Origin of the sequence: Pseudoalteromonas sp. Z9A4, assembly GCF_011378845.1 — a bacterium.
Classification (GTDB): domain Bacteria; phylum Pseudomonadota; class Gammaproteobacteria; order Enterobacterales; family Alteromonadaceae; genus Pseudoalteromonas; species Pseudoalteromonas arctica.
Window position 1 is genome coordinate 29903 of sequence record NZ_WTLA01000012.1, and the last position, 19183, is coordinate 49085.

The following is a 19183-nucleotide window of genomic DNA, read 5'->3' on the forward strand; positions in this document are numbered from 1 at the left end:
TATTGTCTTTAACTTTTAATCTTTTGTTAAAGTGAGTAATAAAACTTTGATCAAATAAGCCATTTTCAAATATAGATAAATACTGCCTTCCCGTTAATACCAAGTTTGAATTTAATCTGTACCAAGTCCAATTAGCAAAGCTATGTCTTAGGTGATGAATTCTTAGAGTATGATCCTTAGTATAGTAATGCAGTAATTGCGTTAATAGCTCGTATGCTTTATTTACGCTAACAGAGCAGTTAAATAACAATGAATTTGATGGCTTATTTCAGTGTTTTTTTGAACGTCATAAAAGCTTCTTAGCTTGGCTAAATGCTCTTTTGGCCATAACGCATCTAGGGGTAGTTCTCTTCTAGCTGAAGGTGTTTTTAAACCCCTTATTTTATTTGGTCTGATTGATAGTAGAACCCAATCATATTCACCTTTATTTGGCTTTATAGGTGAAACCTGAATATCACCAAAGTACAGCTTAGCGGCTTCATTACGGCGCAAGCCACTATAAAAACAAAAACACATTAATAAATATGCATATAACTCAACCGGACTGTTATTGAGGCTGTCACTTAAATATTCAAGAATTGCGCTTACATGACTAGCTGAAACTAAATTAGCATCAACTTTACTTTGGACAGGAGCTATATCAAGATCGTCAATACACAAGTCTTTGACAATTTCAGACTCTATTAAAAACACAGAGAAATAATATAAATACTTTTTACGTTGGGCAGAATTAAAATATTCACTCGTATCATTTAACTTTATTGCCCAATCTGACGCTGATATTACTGCTAGATCAGTTCGAGTAAAAACATTTAAAAAAGGTTCACTGATACTTTTCACATAATCAATTACTGTGTCTACTTTTAACTTCTTTTTAGTTACCCCTCCCTCTTTCAAAAGATAATAAAGCCAACCACACAAAATATTGAAATAAACACTATTTTTATCATTTTTCAATTCTTGTTCAACAAATTTAATGCACTGTGCCCTTGAAGCTCTTTGGCCATTCAGTTCCCTCAAGTTTTTATAGGTATACTCTAACTTGGCTTTTATTAATTTAGGCTCAATATAATCAAAGCTGTCACTATCAAATGACAATAGCTTATTAAGCTCATTAAATTTCTTAGGTTGTTTTGCTATTTCGTCTGCAACTAATGCCTTATTACTTATTAACCTTAAAAAAGCTGTTTGAGGTAGCTCGGTACAGGTACTAGACCGTAAATACATCTGATAGTCGATAGGGCTGAGGTTGATTATAGTATCTATTTTTCTAAGTGTTCGTAATTTTAAAAGTGACAAGCTTTGCCAGTTTTTACCACTAGCTTCTGTTAAAAACGTTATTATAAATTCACTTAATCTATTTTTATTTACTCGTATTTTCTCAGACGGCTTAATGAAGTTTTTATGATGTAATAATAAAAGGACAACAGCATCACATAGTACGTATCGTCGTTCCTCTTTTTCGCTTTTCCCATACCAAAATACTTGACCACCTAAATACATTAAAGCATCCGGGGCATTTATGATTGTAATAAGCTCGTCAAACTGAACACCTGTTGTCATATATAAAAATAAAACTAACCGACCATAACTAGCTTCTTTTGATAAATTAGCAGTTGGTGTTTGTAGCTCTTTACTTAATATTGACTTAATTTGTAGTGCTATCGGTAGTTTTATTAATTCTACTGGTGATAACATAGGTTTATCGCGCTTTAGTACGACGATTTGAGGGACTTTTGAAGATTCAATACCATGATGCTTTAATCCATAATTTAATATAGCATCAATAAGCATGAGCTGAAGGTGTTTAATCGTTAAGTCTTCTTTTAACCGTGACTTTAAAATGTTCATTTCACTAGAAAGAACATTCTCATCGGATTTTTTAAAATACCTAAGCATTAGCATGCATAGCTTTTTATATTCGTTTAAAAAATCATCATCGCTAAATCTAATTCCAAAATCATTATCAGAGCCGTTTCTATAAGCATTTACAATCTGTTGAAAACATTGATGGAACTTACCTTGCTTCTTCAGTTCATTTAAATAAGATCGGACTTTAGAGTTTGCCACCCTACCCCCTTAAATAACTTATCTAGGATAGGTAATAATTCATTTACAGAATCTATGTAATTTAGTGTCGAATAATCAGCTAAAGGAACCTCACCAGACTGCCAATGGCCCATTTGAAAGTTTATTAGCTCTGAATTGACGTTGTTATAAAGCAAATTACTTTTAAGCCAATGCCTTCCTGCATTTGCAGGTATTTTATGTTCCTTAGGTAACCTGAGAACTAACTCTGTAGGAGAAATACCTTTAGTAACAATTCCTGCTCTTTGTCTTTGAAATATGAATAAAGGTCCATGATTTATACGTGAATTTCTAATTAGCTTAAACCACTGACAAGATTCTTTGTAATCGAGATTTAAGCTTTTAGAGGCGGCATTTAAAAAGTCATCTATTGACTGGCATAACTTGGGCTTTAATACTCTTATTAACCCTCTCAAACAACTAAGGTGCTCTTGATAAGCTGTGATTTGCGCATTTAAAATAGACGGTAAACAAACTAATCTAGAATGCGTAAAATCACTATCATCTTTATCACTTATCCCCATGAGGTTTAGCGTTGGAAAATACAGGGAAAAAGTTGGTAACGGGTTCCAAACAGCCCGATAACCCGTTCCAAACATTAACATCCATGCCGTATAGACTGTAAACGCGTTATGGTATTTTAAGATTGCATCAAGTTTTTTTAAAGAGTTTAACTTAGTGTTTTTAACTTCTAATGCCAAAGCTGCTATGAGGCTCTTAACTGTCATATTCTCTGGTGTAAATTTAGAACCAAGCATACGATTACGCTTATCAAAACACACTAATTCAAAAAGTTTTATAGGGGATTTTTCTTTACAATAATCATAGTAATCAGACTCAACTTCTTGCCAAAACTCAAATAGCCTTTCACACCGCGTAACATCATCAATATTGCTATAGCTTCGAGATACTCGAGTAGAGTACATTTTTACATCGTAACTAAAGTCTATATAAATAGGGTCTATCACACCTGTTGCATTAATATAATTCCCAATAAAATTACTAATGCTATTGATACTTAGTCTTCCGCTATAAGCTCTATCTGATAACTTTTTTAATTTTTTGGCTAAACTGCTTTCAAGTGCTGCAAAATTGTCTACGTTAATAAGTAAGCCTTCTTTTCTGCCCTTCAAGTATTTAATTATTAAATCTGTCAAAAATGTAGGACAGGCAGTAAATACACCATTCGCTGTTTTAATAAGACCAACTTTTTTAATCGTTGGTTTAGCGGTTTGAGTTATAGGGAAATACCACCAGCCTCGACCATTTTCATCTAGAAACAAACCTCGTGTTTTGTCATCTATTTTATTAAATATCTGTAAGCTTTCTATCTCATGTAACGTCTTACCCAATAAAAACATCAGCCATCCCAATATCGCAAGCTCAATATTTTTATCGGAACGGCCATACTTATTTAATGTATCAAATAATAAGCCCAGTTCTGGCGCCTTTAATAATCGCGTATCTTGGTAAGCAATATTATGAGCTCGGTGCACATTGCGAGTTATATCTATTTGTTTTTTCTTCTTAGAGGCGGGACTAAAAATCATTTCAATGCTTTGATGATCGGTTTTATCTCTTTCAGTATTGCTTTCATTGTTATCAATTACAAAAGGCATCTGAACCTCAGAATCTTCAGGGTTAAGTCCCTCTGTATCTGATAAAAAGTTTAAAGATGGTATTAAAACTGACAAATTATCAACAGCCCCAGTAATAGGTAAAGTATTAGGTTTTTTATACCATTTAGCGATGGAGCCTCTGTAACGGCCTCCTCGTTTATACAGCCGAGCTGGTTGCCAGTCATTCTTATAAAAATGAATTAAAGTATTTAAATAACCTCTATCCGTTACATTATTAGTATATATATCATTATTAATAATTGACTCTAACTTACTCGCGATTGACGAAGCTGAATCAAGGTAGTTTGTTAATATTTTATCTTTATAAGGTACGAAGGCTATATTGGACTTTTTCATTAATAAGCGAAACTTATTACAAACCTCAGCTTCTCTTGTTGATGAGCTTGTAGCTAATTCAGGATCGATGAGTGTATGTATTTTTTTAAAATAATTACCAATAAAATTAGCAAGAAGATTTAATGATTTTGAATCTTGCTTATACTCATATGATTTAATAAGTAATACATAGAATGGTATCTCATTGCACCAACCATTTTTATATGTGCTGCGATTAAAACTCTCTCTTGAGCTTGCATCTAGCTCAACTCCATACTCATTAAAGGCATAATAAATATACTCAGGAAGACATAGTTCACTTTTAGTAAATTCCCATAGCTTCCATGACGCATCATTCATCCTTTTTAATAATAAAAAAACTTGTGATAAACCACTCAAATCTTCAGGAGCACTTATGCGAGAAGTAAAATCATCAAAGTCAGATTTTATATCCTCGATACTGATTTCCAAGTTTACCCCTTTGCAATACAACTCAATATGCTCAAGAAGCTTAACTTTTAGCATACCCGTCATAATTTAATCACTTTTGTACTAATTTTAAGCCATTTACATAATTCTGTTTTTGTTTTAATAGCTGGAAATAAGGTACGCCATTCTGTTGAATCAATTACTGGTTGTTCACCTTTGAATAAGCCAATAAGTAACTCTGAGATTAAAGGGCCGGATGCATTAAAGTACTGCTTAAAAAGTAGTCGAACAATATCATTAAGAAAAATTAAACGTCTAAGATCGGGTGTCGGACGATTAGGAAGGATCAAACATGGGACAAGTTGATTTGACTGATATTGAAGTCGACAAACTTTATGAAATGTAAATAAGCCAGAGACTAGTTTTAACTTTTCGTTATCAGTTTTATATCCAATTATCGGGGCTTGATAAGCATCAAGTTTCCAAGTAGTAATTGTATCAAAGCTGTCGTTTGAACTTGGTTTTAAAAACGAAAATAAATTTATATTACTGATTAAATTATCTATGGTTTTTTCAAGGGTAATATTTTCTGCGACAATATACTCAAATGTAGACCTGTCTAATAATTCATCGATCTTTTTTAATTTGCCTTCAACATTCTCATCAATCATATTCAGCACCAGAACAATAAGTAGTCATTTTTGACATTTTCATAATGTGCCTAAATAGTGCCCAGATCAAGCTTTAAATGTTCGTAAAACACTCAAAAACAGATTTTAATATTAACTAAATTTTATCTAAGTTATTGTAATAATATGCAATTAATTATATTTACTGGAGATTATTATTTATAGAAGTAGTTAAAATAACGTCTTGACATGGTAGGGGTCGGTGGTTCGAATCCACTCAGTCGTACCACTTCAAAGTAATAAAAAAACCAAAGAAAAAGCACTACCCACTCTTGATCACCCGGTCCAAGCGTCAGCAGTTCGAATCCACTCAATCGTACCAATTCAAAGTAATAAAAAAACCAAAGAAAAAGCACTACCCACTCTTGATCACCCGGTCTGTAGTGGTAGAGTAATTTTGGTCACCCATTAAGAAAGAAATGTTATGCTATTTGCATACAAATTTGGGTGAAAAAAATGACAAAATTAAATCGTGCAACGTACTCCGCTTCAATCAAATTAGAAACGGCTCAACTTGTAGTTGACCAAGGTTATACACAAGAAGAAGCAGCCAAAGCGATGGGTGTTGGTAAATCAACCGTAAGTAAATGGGTTGCTCAATTAAAGCAAGAACGTAATGGCCAGTCACCATTGGCTTCACCAATGACACCCGAACAAATTGAAATCCGTGAACTTAAAAAGCAAATCCAACGCATTGAATTAGAAAAGGATATATTAAAAAAGGCTACCGCTCTCTTGATGTCCGACTCCCTGAACAATTCTCGTTAATTGAGAAATTAAATCAACGAGAGCGTTACCCTATTAGTGTGCTATGTAGTGTATTTAATATGCATCGTAGCAGCTATAAATACTGGGCTATACGGGATACGACACCGACACCAGAGCAAGTAAGGTTAGAGGCTGAAGTTAAAGCCATACATACAATGAGTGGGGGCTCAGCAGGTGTGAGGACAATCGCGGCAATCGCAACGAATAACGATTTTGAATTAAGCCGTTATCGTGCTGCTAAGTTAATGATTAAATTAAAGCTAGAAAGCTGCCAAGTACCTCAACATTCATATAAACGCGGCGGTAATGAACACCTTGAAATCCCAAACCTGCTTGATAGGCAGTTCGATGTTGTTGAGCCAGATACCGTGTGGTGCGGTGATGTTACATATATTTGGACAGGCAATCGCTGGGCTTATTTAGCGGTCGTTATTGATTTATTTGCGCGTAAAGTTGTGGGTTGGGCAATGTCATTGTCGCCAGATTCTAACTTAACGCTAAAAGCGCTTGAGTTAGCTTACGAAAGCAGAGGCAGACCAAGTGGGTTGATGTTTCACTCAGACCAAGGAAGCCATTATACGAGCTTGAAGTACCGCCAACGTTTATGGCGCTATAAAATCACACAAAGCATGAGTCGACGCGGAAATTGTTGGGATAATGCGCCAATGGAGCGATTTTTTAGAAGCTTTAAAACAGAATGGATGCCAAAGGTTGGATATGGGAATTTTATAGACGCTAAATATAGTGTGAGTGATTATATCAACGGATATTACAACAATGTTAGACCGCATCATTATAATGCTGGTTTAGCGCCAAATGAATCTGAGATTAGATACAAAGACTCTAAAACTGTGGCCAAATTTTATTGACCACTACAATATTTAGTACGTTTGGCACCTTCTAGCATCTCGCTATGACTTAAAATACAGTTATCTACAAATATCCTGATTGGTGTGTTCATAAAGCTATCTCTAATTATTATTTCAACCAATATATATGAACTTAAGTTCATTGATAAACTGTCAATAGGTCTGATGAGTGTATTATTTGATAGAGGTTTTTAAAGTTTGTATGTGAAAGGAGTCGATATCAATCAGCTTTAGTTGATTGTTAGTAATTTGGGTTGTTTAAATCTTCTTTTCTAACACGCTTTTGTCCAAAAACGAGTTGACCCACAGTCCGGTTATCGCTCTTTGCCGAAGTTCGGCTCAGTGCCAACAGCGGACATTAGTGACGCCTCGTTATACGCTGAATGCACCTATCTAAAAGCTTTAATTGCCTCATTAAGCTGCACATCTTTTCCGCTTTCAATATTGTTCACATTAAGAAATACAAATTCATGATCTACAGGCAATCCAATGTTTTCATAATTTTCCCCATGAGAATTGAGATACCTTTCATTTGATAATGTGATCCCCCAACCATTAGGCAAAGCTTTTGTTAACGCATCGCTAAAAGCTCCGTAGCTTCTTTCACCAATAAAAGTAACATTGCCCCTTGCTTGTAAACCTAAAAGAAATACTTCAGCCGCACTAGGTGTTTTTTGACTAGTTAGAACAACAATGCTTCCTGTGTAATTATTAATTTTTGATGGAGCGACAACAATTTTTTGAAGTTCACTGTAACCTGTCGATGTTTTAAACTGTTTCCCCCCCAAGGCTAATTCTGAATCTATTAAGTAAGATAAAATAGAAAATGCCACTAAGTCACTTCCACCCATACTAAAACGTAAGTCAATAATTAAACCATTGCTTTGTTTGATGATAGGCGTAAATATCTCCATAACCTCTTTTGTTGCTTTTACGTCATTATTTGAGAAATCATCAAAGTTACTTATTTTTAAATAGGCAATATTTTGAGGCGTGTTTGCTAAGGTAAAATTATCGTGATATTGAAGAGTGGAATAGTTTTTATCAATGTAATTCTTAATGCTTTCCTGAGATTTTTCAATTAATGCGGTATGTAATTCCCAGTAAGTTGAGTATTCAGGGTAATTTACTGAGTGCGCTTTTAATTCATCCCAAAATGACCACTTTCTTGGTGAGTAATGTGAAAGCCTATCAAGTTCTTGATTGAGTAATATGGCATGACCGTCGCGTAATTCTTTAAGAAAGTCATCTATGATACTAAATAGCTCATCTTGCGTAGTTTTTGAGGTTATTCTTTTTTGCCAAAGTTTTCTCTGCTCAACCCAATTAATATTTTTATCTTTTGAAAATGCATAGTGCTCTTCAAAATTATTCATTAGAACGTCAAGAACAATACTGGCATTAAATTCATAGTTTTTGTCTTTAATACTAACAATTTTTTCGGATTGACATTGAGCGGGTAAACTATCTAATTTCGTTAGCTTTAACGGAAACAAACCACCAAAGTTAAGTAAGCGAGTATCTTTATTCACTTTTTTTGTTTCTTCAATGAACGAGATTTGTTCAAACTCATCGGTGATAAAGTGGTTTTCCAAACAATGCTTAGTTGTTAAATCAAAGGCTGTTGTTTTATTGTCCACAGTATGAAAAACGTAACCATAACCTTGGGTTTTCCAAGTTGTCTCAGCGGAGTTCGCAGAATTAATGGTACAAAGTACGGTGAGTAGAAATAACAAAATCCCTTTATTCAAAGTTTACTCCTAATAGTGAATCACAACCGAACTAGACTAAGCGTAGAATGCTGTCTTAAGCGGCAAATTGCTGTTGGCTAAAAGAACTGAGGTCCACCATTTTTAAAATTTGTAATTAATAGCTGATTTTACTGGTCGTCCACCTTAGGGCGTGTTGTTAGGCAACGCTTTGCGCTATTTTGCCCCGTAACCTTTTTATTTGGAATAGACTTACAACAACAAAACTAATGCCTATGCCTAACAAAAGCAGACTTGGTAACCATAAGGACATAAATCCACTTATTACAGGAGCTTTAACATTACCACCGCTATAAAGAACGGTTACTTGCTCTTGTTCTTTATAGCAAGCAGGACTACAACCATAATTAGACTCAAAAGTATGCTGTTTTTCAGTTTCATCCATGAAGCTTACTACAGGATATAGCGAGTCGTCTTTTTGAATTAACTCAATTACAGTGCCTTTTGCTGATAACGCGTTGTCGATAAAATCTGACGTACTTTTAGTAATATACAAGCCACCCAAAAACATGAGAACACCAAGTACCAGATACATATATCCTATCTTAATGTTGTTGTTCATTTTGCTGACGATACTGAACATACTTGAGTTACCTAAAAATTTAATAGTGCGCTCATCGCACATATTCCTGCCGATGCCACGCTCATTTTTCTACATTATATAGTTTTAGCAAATAACCTAAGGTATTACTATCACTAAGTTTTCTAAAACTTTTAGGTAAAGTTAAATGAACCAATATGCGCGCAGCACTCATTTTCATGAATATATGCGCTAACGACACACTTTAACGAATCAATTCACGATGATATTTGGCCAATCTCAATGTCCGCTTCTCGCTCACTGCAGACTATCAGCTGTATTTGCTTTTTAGCTGCTTATTACGCCAACCACTCTACTACGTCTTTTTACAAAAACTACGTCACGTCTAATATTATTCATTTTTAGAACATGGCCGAAGGTTGATGACCCAGTTAACAACTAAGGGAAAACGGCGATCGAGGCAGCTTAAATCGAAATAATAAAAGTTTAAAAAATGATGTTAAACGCTATTGCAAATCGTGATATTGAACAAGCGACTCACACTTTACTTAAGTGCATTAGTAATTTAACTATTGAGAAATTAGATAGTTGCTGCGAGTTTATAAAGTGTTTGGGTTTAGTAAAAAGAAAGCTTAACGAGTGAAGCAGTCTAACAACGCCAAAACTATTGCTTTAGTTCTATTATTTTAGTTCTATTGCTTTAGTTTTGGCGCTTATTAAAGGGGTAATATTTACCCTTTCATTTGCTCAGGCTCTTTGCCTTTGGACGAGTCGATTTTAAATAAATCACTCGATAAATCTAACTTTAGACGTAAGTTTAAAAAAATGAACTTATTAATAAACTGCAAAGAAAAGCAAACAAATGTGGCACAAAGAGCCGCAACGCTTTATCATTTTGACATAAACGTGTACGAAATATTAAGAGAGTTTGGTTTTACGTTTGAGTATTAATTGCTTAAAAACCTTATTGGATTGAGGTTTACTCTTTATGAACTAACTGCATATTGCTAAAGTGTATGCGTTACTTACAATTTATTCCCATTATCAATACACACTAATCAAAAAGGAGCTTTTTACTTGAAACTTACGCCGCCCTAGGCAACCACTCCCTTTTTCATCAGCACATTGCATGCAACCTTAATCGCCATCTGTGCGAGAATCATTGTTATTTAAATAAAATACTCCCCTATACTCTGGGAAACTAACTAATTAGGTTTATTACATGTTTGATCACGTAAAAAGAGATTGGCTCTCTAATGTTCGTGGCGATGTGCTTGCTGGTATTGTTGTGGCGCTTGCCCTAATACCGGAAGCTATTGCCTTTTCTATTATTGCGGGTGTTGATCCAAAAGTAGGTTTATACGCCTCATTTTGTATCGCCGTTATTATTGCCTTTGTAGGCGGACGCCCTGGCATGATATCGGCTGCTACCGGTGCAATGGCGCTATTAATGGTGACGCTGGTTAAAGATCATGGTCTGGAATACTTACTGGTTGCCACCTTACTTACCGGTGTACTGCAAATATTTGCAGGCTTTTTAAAGCTCGGTGAGTTAATGCGGTTTGTATCGCGCTCTGTTGTTACGGGGTTTGTAAACGCACTGGCGATTTTAATATTTATGGCGCAGTTACCTGAGCTGACCAATGTTACTTGGCATGTTTATGCGATGACCGCAGCGGGCCTAGGTATTATTTACTTATTTCCGTATATTCCAACTATTGGCAAAATCCTTCCCTCTCCTTTAGTGTGTATTGTTGTTATTACGCTGGTTTCACTGTTTTTAGGGCTTGATATAAGAACCGTTGGCGACATGGGCGAACTGCCAGACACCCTGCCTATATTTTTATGGCCCGATGTACCGCTAACACTCGAAACGCTGCAAATTGTTTTACCGTATTCGATTGGTCTTGCGGTTGTGGGCTTACTTGAATCCATGATGACCGCCACTATTGTTGATGACTTAACTGATACAACGAGCGATCGTAATAAAGAGTGTAAAGGTCAAGGTATTGCCAATATTGGCGCAGGTTTATTTGGTGGTATGGCGGGTTGCGCCATGATTGGACAGTCAATTATTAACGTTAAATCGGGCGGTCGTGGACGACTTTCAACCTTTATTGCTGGTTTATTTTTAATCATCATGGTGGTGTTTTTAGATGAGTGGCTGCGTTTAATTCCTATGGCGGCATTAGTTGCAGTAATGATTATGGTGTCGATTGGTACATTCTCTTGGGCATCAGTTAAGGATTTAAAAAAGAACCCGCTTTCGTCAAACGTAGTGATGATTTCTACGGTTATTGTAGTTGTTGCCACGCATAATCTAGCCATTGGTGTTTTAGTTGGCGTATTGCTAGCTACGTTGTTTTTTGCGAACAAAATTGGTCGCTTTATGGTTGTTACAACTAAGCACGATGAAACTAAAAACCTAGTAACTTATGAAGTTGTAGGCCAGGTATTTTTTGCCTCAGCAGAGCAGTTTATAGCGTCATTCGATTTTAAAAGTGCGGTAACAAATGTTGTTATAGATTTAACCCATGCCCACTTTTGGGATATAACCGGTGTATCATCACTCGACAAGGTGGTTATTAAATTTAGACGCGAAGGCGCAACAGTTAATATTGTTGGTATGAATAGCGCAACCGAAACAGTTGTTGATAAGTTTGGCGTACATAACGACCCTAAAGAAGTCGATAAACTACTTGGCGGTCATTAAGGAGAATGTAATGAAAAAAATAATTACCTGTATCGATGGCTCTGTCATTACACACGCTGTAACCGAAGCTGCTATTTGGGCTTCGAAAAAGCTAAATAAACCAATTAGCTTTATACATATGCTTGAAAAAATACAACAAACTAATGTAGGTAACTACACCGGTACGATTGGTTTAGGTGCTCAATCGGCTTTGCTTGAAGAAATGACAAAACTCGATGAACACCGTAGTAAAATTTCTTTAAAACTAGCAGATGAATTACTCGACTCGGTTGCTGTAAAAGCAAAAATTGCTCATATTCAAAACTATGAATTAATTAAACGTCACGGTGATGTAATCGACGCTATTATTGATTTTAAAGATGATACTCGCTTAATCGTTATTGGTCGAAATGGTGTTGATCATCGTGTTGATTTAAATGCACTTGGTTCACACATCGAAACGCTCGTGCGTAGCGCCTCGCAACCAATATTGCTTATTTCTAGAAAGTTTAAGCAGCCTAAATCATTTATGATTGCGTACGATGGTCGCGAAACAGCCGACAAAGCACTGCAACAAGTTATTGATGGCGGTTTATTACATGGGCTTCATTGTCATTTAGTGAGTATTAATAATAATGAGAAGAACTTAGAAGAGAAGTTTCTTAACGCTCAATTTAAACTCAGTAGTATGGGTTTTGAAGTGTCTGCAAGCTTTTTAGAGGGCAATATTTTCGACTCGTTAATGCAATACAAAGAGCAAAATAACATTGATTTGATTGTTATGGGGGCTTTTGGGCATTCGAAGTTAAGGCAGTTTTTTGTGGGCAGTAATACCATTAAAATGCTCGAAAACAACGATGTGCCAGTTATTATATTAAAGTAAGTAGTTGTTTTAAGTAAGCGCCACTTTTAATTAAGTAACTATTTTAAAATAATATTTTAATAATCCACTTTAAAAAACCTAAAATCACTTAACTGATTTTAGGCTTTTTTGTTTTTGGCTTAGCTTCAAACTTTTCAAATAAAAACTGAATAAACGACGTGACCTTTTGAGCCACAAACTTTCTATGCGGATAAATAGCAAATAAACCAAACTCAAAGGTTTTATAACCTTGCATAACCTGTACAAGTTTACCCGATGCAATATCGTCTCTCACCACTATTTCAGGAATTAAGCCAATACCGCCACCCGCTACAACCACCTCTTTTACAGCTTGTGGATTATTAACCGAAACACGCGAGTTTACGCTTGCCGTTAATGCCTCGCCACTAGGTGAAACGAGAGGCCAATGGCGACCTATTTTAAAGTTGCTATCAATCACCGTAGCATGTTGCTCAAGCTCGTCAACACTCGCTGGTGCGCCAAAGCGCTGAATATAATCTGCTGATGCACATAAAATTAAAGGGTAACTGGTAATTTGCCTCGCGATTAAATTAGAGTCAGACACACTGCCAATTCTTATTGCTAAATCAACCCCCTCTTCTAGCAAATCAATTGTTTTGTCTGAAAGCACTAAATCAATACTTAAATCAGGATAACGGCTCAGTAATTCAGGCATTAACGGCGCAAGGTTTGATTCGCCAAACGACACCGGCGCACTCACCCTAAGCTTGCCGCTAGCAAGCGCTGTTTGACCCGATAAGTTATCGAGCATTTCGCTGTAGCTTTCAATTACAGGCACTACGCTTGCGTAATAACTTTGCCCCGCCTCGGTAATCGAAATTCTGCGCGTGGAGCGGTTAAATAATCTAACCCCTAAGTCTTGCTCTACAATGCCCACGTACTTACTGACCAGCGCCTTTGAAAGCCCTAGTCTGTCGCCTGCGGCTGTAAAAGAGCCTGTTTCAACAACCGCGATGATTGTTTTAATGCCAATAATAGTATCCATGATTGTCAATATAGCATTGACATTAATTCCTTACTAGCTCGGTTTTTCAATACTGATAATAGTGAAAGAATAGCGTTATTAAAAATTACTATTCAAATTAAAAACAGGATAACCATGAGCAACCTAACGCTATACCGTTTTACTTTATCTGGTCATTCACATCGTGCAGAGCTATTTACATCGCTTTTAAAGCTTGATGTAAATATGGTCGATGTTGCATTGCAAAACGGCGCACAAAAACAAGCTGACTTTCTAAAAATGAATATTTTTGGGCAAGTACCCGTACTTAAACATAACGATGACGTTATTAACGATTCAAACGCTATTTTGCTGTACTTGGCACAAAAATTTGATGCTAACAGAACCTGGTACCCAGAAGATGTAACTGTTCAAGCGCACATTCAGCGCTGGTTGAGCGTTGCTGCAGGGCTTGTGGCTTCAGGTCCGTGTGCAGCTCGTTTAGTCACTGTATTTGGCGCAGAGCTTGATCATCAAAACGCGATAAACATTGCCCATACATTATTTAAAACAATGGATGCGTATTTACAAAATCGCGAGTACTTAGTAGGCACTCAGCCTACTATTGCCGACATTGCCAACTTTTCATACATAGCACACGCACCAGAGGGTGGCGTATCACTTGAGCAATATCCAAATATTTTAAGATGGTTAAACAACGTTCGTAAACTTGATGGCTTTATAGCAATGCCTGAAACAAAAGCAGGTTTACTGGCTTAGTTTTAAGTATTTAATACTGTTTTATAAGAGGCTATTAAGCCTCTTTTTTACGATATAAAATCAACTATTTTAGTAAACTCACATCACATAATAATCATATTCACCTAAGTGGTTATAACTTAGATGGTCAACATTATGGGTTAAGAGTTGATTACAATAACTTAAAAATTATTTATGATAATATCTTCGAAACTTATGCGTTTTGAGACGTTCATGAGGGACTTATGCCTGTTCATTTGGCATTTGAAGGTATGTAATCAATCTGACAACAGGTACTGAATTACTCTGCTAGAGCTAATAAAGCTATCTATTGCAAATTTTAAAAGTCCTGAGCTAAATTCTGTTATGATCACCAGATATGCCGCTCATTTCAATTTTTCGCTATCCGTTTTGTATCTAACTAAAGTGAATTGGTGAGCAAATATTCATAATCAGCTCACCTTTAATAAAAATGTTTACCAAATAGTATTTAACTCGTTCACGGTATTAAGAACACTCGTATAGCCGCCTGTTATTACATACCATTGCGTTGGGTTTAAGTAGTAAACATGTTTTTGTTGCCACGCTTGAGAGTTTTCTATAAACGGTGCTTTTGCTAAAGCTTGCTCAATATTGCTTTGCCCCCCAGTTGCTAAACCTCTGTCGAGTATAAACAGCCAATTTGGTTTTGTTGCCATATAATCCTTTGTTAATACTGCAGCTTGTTTGGCTTTTTGCACTTTAGTTTGGCTTTTATCGTTATCTTTTAGCTGTGGTTTATTAATTTTATCTGGGCTTTTTATACCAAGTAGTTCATACACCATACCAAATCTGTCTCCAGATAAGTGCGCAATAAACATATCTTTTACAGTAAATAAAACAAGCCCTGGCCCTTTACCCATTGCTTTAGCCTGTAAAGCATTAATTTTATTATTTAGATTGTTCCACAATAACTTTGCTTGCTGTTGTTTTTCAAAAACATCACCCAGTAATATAATATTTCTTTTAATATTAGAGACAAAATCATCGGAACTTAATGTTAAATCGATGGAAGGTGCAATTGCAGTTAATTTATCTAATGCTCTACGGCTGCGTGGTCCGACTATAATTAAATCAGGTTTAATTTTTTTAAGTGCCTCAAAGTCTGGCTTAAATAAGCTACCCGCTATTGCTTTGTTTGGGGAGTTATAATGAGCTAAATACTCAGGAAACACTCCCTTAGCAACCGCTGTTACATCAACATCAAGTGCTGTTAATGTATCAAGTACACCTAAATCGTATACAACTACTTTTATAGGCTTTTTTTTTATAACAACTTGGGTATTCCCTTGGCTAATTGTTATTGGGTAATTAGCAAAGCTAGCTACTGAGAAAAAACTACAACCAGCTATAAAAAATATTTTTATTAGTATGCCGTACATTTATATTTCCTTTTTAATTTATGAACATATTAAGGACATGCTAGCATGCCACACATTAAATGATAATGAGTAGCATTTACTTTTATTGATTAAAAAGCGGTTTTTTACGTTGCAGTTTCTAAAACACTTAAAATAAATTGTCTAAGTAATACTAAATAAAATTTACATTTCTTGGCAAAGCTCATTATCCCATTCCTGCGGTAAATTGCTTTTTATATGCTCTATAAAAGCACGCTGCTTTTTGGCTAATTTACCAAAAGGATAACATAACCAAATAGGAACAGGATGACCTACCCAGTCTTTTAAGCAACGCTCAAAGCATTCGGGGTGAGCATTAAGACGCATGTTTGCTTGCCATAGAGGTAATAAACCAAGCCCATGCCCTTGGCTTATTGCATCTCCTTGTAACACCAACTGATCTGACTGAATTCGTGACGAAGGAACTGGTACACTTAATGTTTCTCCTCCTTGGTTTGTCATAACTAACTGCTCATTTTTATTGCCAATTAATTGTAACCAGTGAGTATTTATTAAATCTTCCGGTGAGTTAGGATAGCCGTTACACTTAAAGTAATCTTTACTACCAAATACCCCCTGCCAAAGAATACAGAGTTTTTCTTGGCGTTGGCTGGATTCAGGTAACTGCCCCATACAAAGCAAAATATTGTCTTGCCATTGGTTTGAGTTAGATTTTATATCTGTTTTAAGAGTCACGCTAACATCTGGAAAGCGCGTTAAAAACTGAGTAACAACATCACCTAGCCATCCTCTTAATAAGCCGGTATCAACATAGATAACTACTTCACCCTGTACTTTTTCATCTAAGGTATCTAATTCTTGTTTAGCTTCTTTCGCTATACTTAGTATTTGCTCACAATAATCATAAAAACACAGCCCCGCCTCTGTAGGCACCAAGCTGTTAGGCATTCTTTTAAGTAAAATACTCCCTACATCTTGCTCTAAGTTTTTAAGATGTCGGCTAATAGTTGATTTAGACAACTGCAGTGTTTTTGCCGAATTTGATAAGCTTCCTGAACTAACCACAGAGACAAAACTACGTAATTCTTTAAATTGAGGCATTGCAACATCCCTACTGCGTTTAATACGCTCAGTGACGGCTAATTTACATAATAATAAATTAGCCATTACACGAGCAAACGATCAACATGTGTTGCAACTTTGGCAACACATTGTTCCATTTAAGTTCCTTTACATGATAACAATAAGTATTATCATTTGCACTCTTGAATTTAGGCCTACATGTAAAGGAGAACATTTTAATGTCCAAACGATCAATGTCGAAGTTAGTACCATTGACCTGTAAAAAGTTACCTCTCGCTATTTTGATCCCTATAGCCATGAGCGCTTCAGCGGCAGAAAAAACAAATGAAATGGAAACAATGGTTGTAACAGCAACCGGTTATCAGCAGAAAATTATAGATGCTCCCGCATCTATTTCGGTCATATTACAAGAAGAGCTACGCAAACAATCTTATACCACTGTTGTTGATGCTGTTCGCGATATACCAGGCGTATATGTAACTGGTGGCGGTAATATGCAAGATATTAGTATCCGTGGTATGGATGATCAATACACATTATACCTTGTCGATGGTCGTCCTCTTTCGGCGGGTCGCTCAGTAAATACTAATGGCTCAGATGGGGGTAAACAAATAGGTATTCCACCACTTGCAATGATTGAACGTGTGGAAGTTATTCGTGGTCCTATGTCATCACTTTACGGCTCTGAAGCAATGGGCGGAGTGATTAATATTATTACTCGTACGGCTCCACAACAATGGGCCGCAAGCTTAGCCGCAAGCTATACTTCATCTATGAATGATGTGAGTAATGATCAATACAATACCGACTTTTACGCTGGCGGTGCGTTAATTAAAGATGTATTAGGCATGGAGCTTACAGGCTCAATACAACATACAGATGAAAGTGATTACTCTGGCGGTGGCGACGCTACTGCTAGCCGCCCAGACTCAGATACAACCCAATTTGGGGTTAAATTTAACTGGGCCGTTGATGATAAAAACAAGGTGAGTCTAGCCTACGATACATCAAATATTGATTTTGAGCATACACCAGGTAACTCAATAGCTATTGATGCAGAAGGCTCACAGTACGAATTTGAAAAACAAATGTACTCCCTCACCCATATGGGTAATTACGGAAAATTAACAACAAACACTTATCTTCAGCAAGATTTATCTGAACGCGTGCAAGATGAAGATAAAAAAGAAGAAATAATTACGTTTAATACATCTGCAACTTATGCAGCAGAGCAACATATTTATACTGTGGGTGCACGATATAAAACCGAAGAACTTGTTGACGAAACGAATGGTTTGCTAGATGCCAACGTGGCTATTGCCAGTGATACAGTTGACCGATGGATTGGGGCTTTATTTACTGAGGTTGAATGGAACTTTATAAAAGACTTATCCATAACTACCGGTTTAAGATACGATAACGATGAGCAATTTGGTTCTCATTGGTCACCTAGGATTTATGCTAACTGGCATGCAAATAACCGCTTTACTGTTAAAGGAGGGGTTTCTACAGGGTATACTCAGCCTTCATTATCTCAAGCTACTGCAGGCTTTGGTCGAGGCACAGGCGGGGGCGGATCTCCTAACCTATCTTCCACTGGAACATCCATTTCACGTGCCCTGATAATAGGTAACCCTGACTTAGATCCAGAAACTAGCGTTAACTACGAAGTTAGTTTTATTTATAACGATCATAAAATTGGACTATCGACCAGCTTAACGTTTTATCATACTGATTTTGATGATAAAATAGCAGAAGATCGCTACTGTATTAGTGAAAATATTGATAGAAATGATTTTGAAAACTATCAATGTGAATTCAGTGGGAACACTTATCAATTTTTGAGTACGCAAAAAAATATTTCAGAGGCAGAAATGCAAGGGGTAGAAGCGACTGTAAACTACCGTATTGCCGACAACCTTCGCTTTAAAGCTGACTACTCTTTTACAGACTCTGAGCAAAAATCTGGAGACTTTGCAGGCGAGCCTTTAAATAAAATACCCAAGAGTATGGCTAATGCTACCTTAAACTGGGATGCGAGTGACACGATAAATTTATGGAGTCGTGTAAACTACCGTGGTGAAACCACTGACTATTTAAGCCGTACAAGCTTAAGTGATGGTACACCCGGCTACACCATGATGGACATAGGCGCACAATATTGGATGACTGATAATCTGAAAGTAATGGCTGGTTTATACAATGTTACAGACCGTGTAGTGACTAATGAAACCTACGGCGTTGTGCTAGACGGAAGAAGGCTTACGGTCAGTTTTAATTTTGAGTTTTAATAA

Annotated in this window: 13 protein-coding genes and 1 pseudogene; 6 read left to right on the forward strand and 8 right to left on the reverse strand. The window is 36.3% G+C overall.

Going from position 1 to position 19183, the window contains the following annotated elements; genetic code table 11:
• Positions 1-222: 222 nt before the first annotated feature.
• From GQR54_RS10605 to GQR54_RS10615, 3 genes are read right to left on the reverse strand one after another with little or no spacing between them, the layout of a single operon-like run.
• Positions 223-2070, reverse strand: a complete 1848-nt coding sequence (locus GQR54_RS10605; protein WP_166377584.1) for a hypothetical protein — start codon at positions 2068-2070, stop codon at positions 223-225.
• On the reverse strand, positions 2040-4514 hold the full coding sequence (locus GQR54_RS10610; protein ID WP_139015469.1) for a hypothetical protein: 2475 nt from the start codon (positions 4512-4514) through the stop codon (positions 2040-2042). Before GQR54_RS10610 ends, GQR54_RS10605 begins: the two co-directional genes overlap by 31 nt.
• A gap of 59 nt (positions 4515-4573) precedes the next feature.
• A complete protein-coding gene (locus GQR54_RS10615; RefSeq protein ID WP_024594206.1) occupies positions 4574-5143 on the reverse strand; it encodes a hypothetical protein in 570 nt (189 codons plus the stop codon).
• 474 nt (positions 5144-5617) lie between these two features.
• Between GQR54_RS10615 and GQR54_RS10620 the strand changes: the two genes are divergently transcribed.
• A protein-coding gene (locus tag GQR54_RS10620; RefSeq protein WP_166377585.1) for an IS3 family transposase occupies positions 5618-6798 on the forward strand; the annotation gives its coding sequence in 2 pieces (ribosomal slippage) (positions 5618-5876 and positions 5876-6798; 1182 coding nt in all).
• A 389-nt stretch (positions 6799-7187) separates the two neighbouring features.
• Here the strand turns inward: GQR54_RS10620 and GQR54_RS10625 are convergent.
• Entirely contained in the window at positions 7188-8549 is a 1362-nt protein-coding gene (locus GQR54_RS10625) for a S41 family peptidase (RefSeq protein WP_166377586.1), read from the reverse strand.
• A gap of 157 nt (positions 8550-8706) precedes the next feature.
• The gene (locus GQR54_RS10630) at positions 8707-9150 is read right to left on the reverse strand and encodes a DUF3592 domain-containing protein (protein WP_166377587.1); all 444 of its coding nucleotides are present in this window, start codon (positions 9148-9150) and stop codon (positions 8707-8709) included.
• Positions 9151-9876: 726 nt separating this feature from the next.
• On the opposite strand from GQR54_RS10630, the pseudogene GQR54_RS10635 reads away from it, so the two are divergent.
• The 3 genes and pseudogenes from GQR54_RS10635 to GQR54_RS10645 all read left to right on the forward strand — a co-directional run.
• Positions 9877-10059: pseudogene (locus tag GQR54_RS10635) on the forward strand (NUDIX hydrolase); the annotation flags it as partial.
• Positions 10060-10330: 271 nt separating this feature from the next.
• A complete protein-coding gene (locus tag GQR54_RS10640) occupies positions 10331-11821 on the forward strand; it encodes a SulP family inorganic anion transporter (protein ID WP_007585195.1) in 1491 nt (496 codons plus the stop codon).
• Between the two features lie 10 nt (positions 11822-11831).
• Positions 11832-12683, forward strand: a complete 852-nt coding sequence (locus tag GQR54_RS10645) for a universal stress protein (protein WP_166377588.1) — start codon at positions 11832-11834, stop codon at positions 12681-12683.
• 88 nt (positions 12684-12771) lie between these two features.
• Here the strand turns inward: GQR54_RS10645 and GQR54_RS10650 are convergent, their stop codons facing one another.
• Positions 12772-13689, reverse strand: a complete 918-nt coding sequence (locus GQR54_RS10650) for a LysR family transcriptional regulator (RefSeq protein ID WP_166377589.1) — start codon at positions 13687-13689, stop codon at positions 12772-12774.
• A gap of 114 nt (positions 13690-13803) precedes the next feature.
• Here GQR54_RS10650 and GQR54_RS10655 point away from each other — a divergent pair, with 114 nt between their 5' ends.
• Positions 13804-14427: a glutathione S-transferase gene (locus GQR54_RS10655; RefSeq protein WP_166377590.1), complete on the forward strand. Its 624-nt coding sequence runs from the start codon at positions 13804-13806 to the stop codon at positions 14425-14427.
• Between the two features lie 455 nt (positions 14428-14882).
• Here GQR54_RS10655 and GQR54_RS10660 read toward each other — a convergent pair whose 3' ends face one another.
• Both GQR54_RS10660 and GQR54_RS10665 read right to left on the reverse strand, forming a co-directional pair.
• Complete coding sequence (locus tag GQR54_RS10660; protein WP_166377591.1) at positions 14883-15827, reverse strand: ABC transporter substrate-binding protein; 945 nt, start codon at positions 15825-15827, stop codon at positions 14883-14885.
• Positions 15828-15989: 162 nt separating this feature from the next.
• Positions 15990-16907, reverse strand: a complete 918-nt coding sequence (locus GQR54_RS10665) for a LysR family transcriptional regulator (RefSeq protein WP_166111391.1) — start codon at positions 16905-16907, stop codon at positions 15990-15992.
• Positions 16908-17107: 200 nt separating this feature from the next.
• Here GQR54_RS10665 and GQR54_RS10670 point away from each other — a divergent pair, with 200 nt between their 5' ends.
• Positions 17108-19180 carry a TonB-dependent receptor gene (locus GQR54_RS10670; protein WP_166377593.1) on the forward strand — a complete coding sequence of 691 codons (2073 nt, stop codon included), beginning with the start codon at positions 17108-17110 and terminating at the stop codon, positions 19178-19180.
• Positions 19181-19183 lie beyond the last annotated feature (3 nt).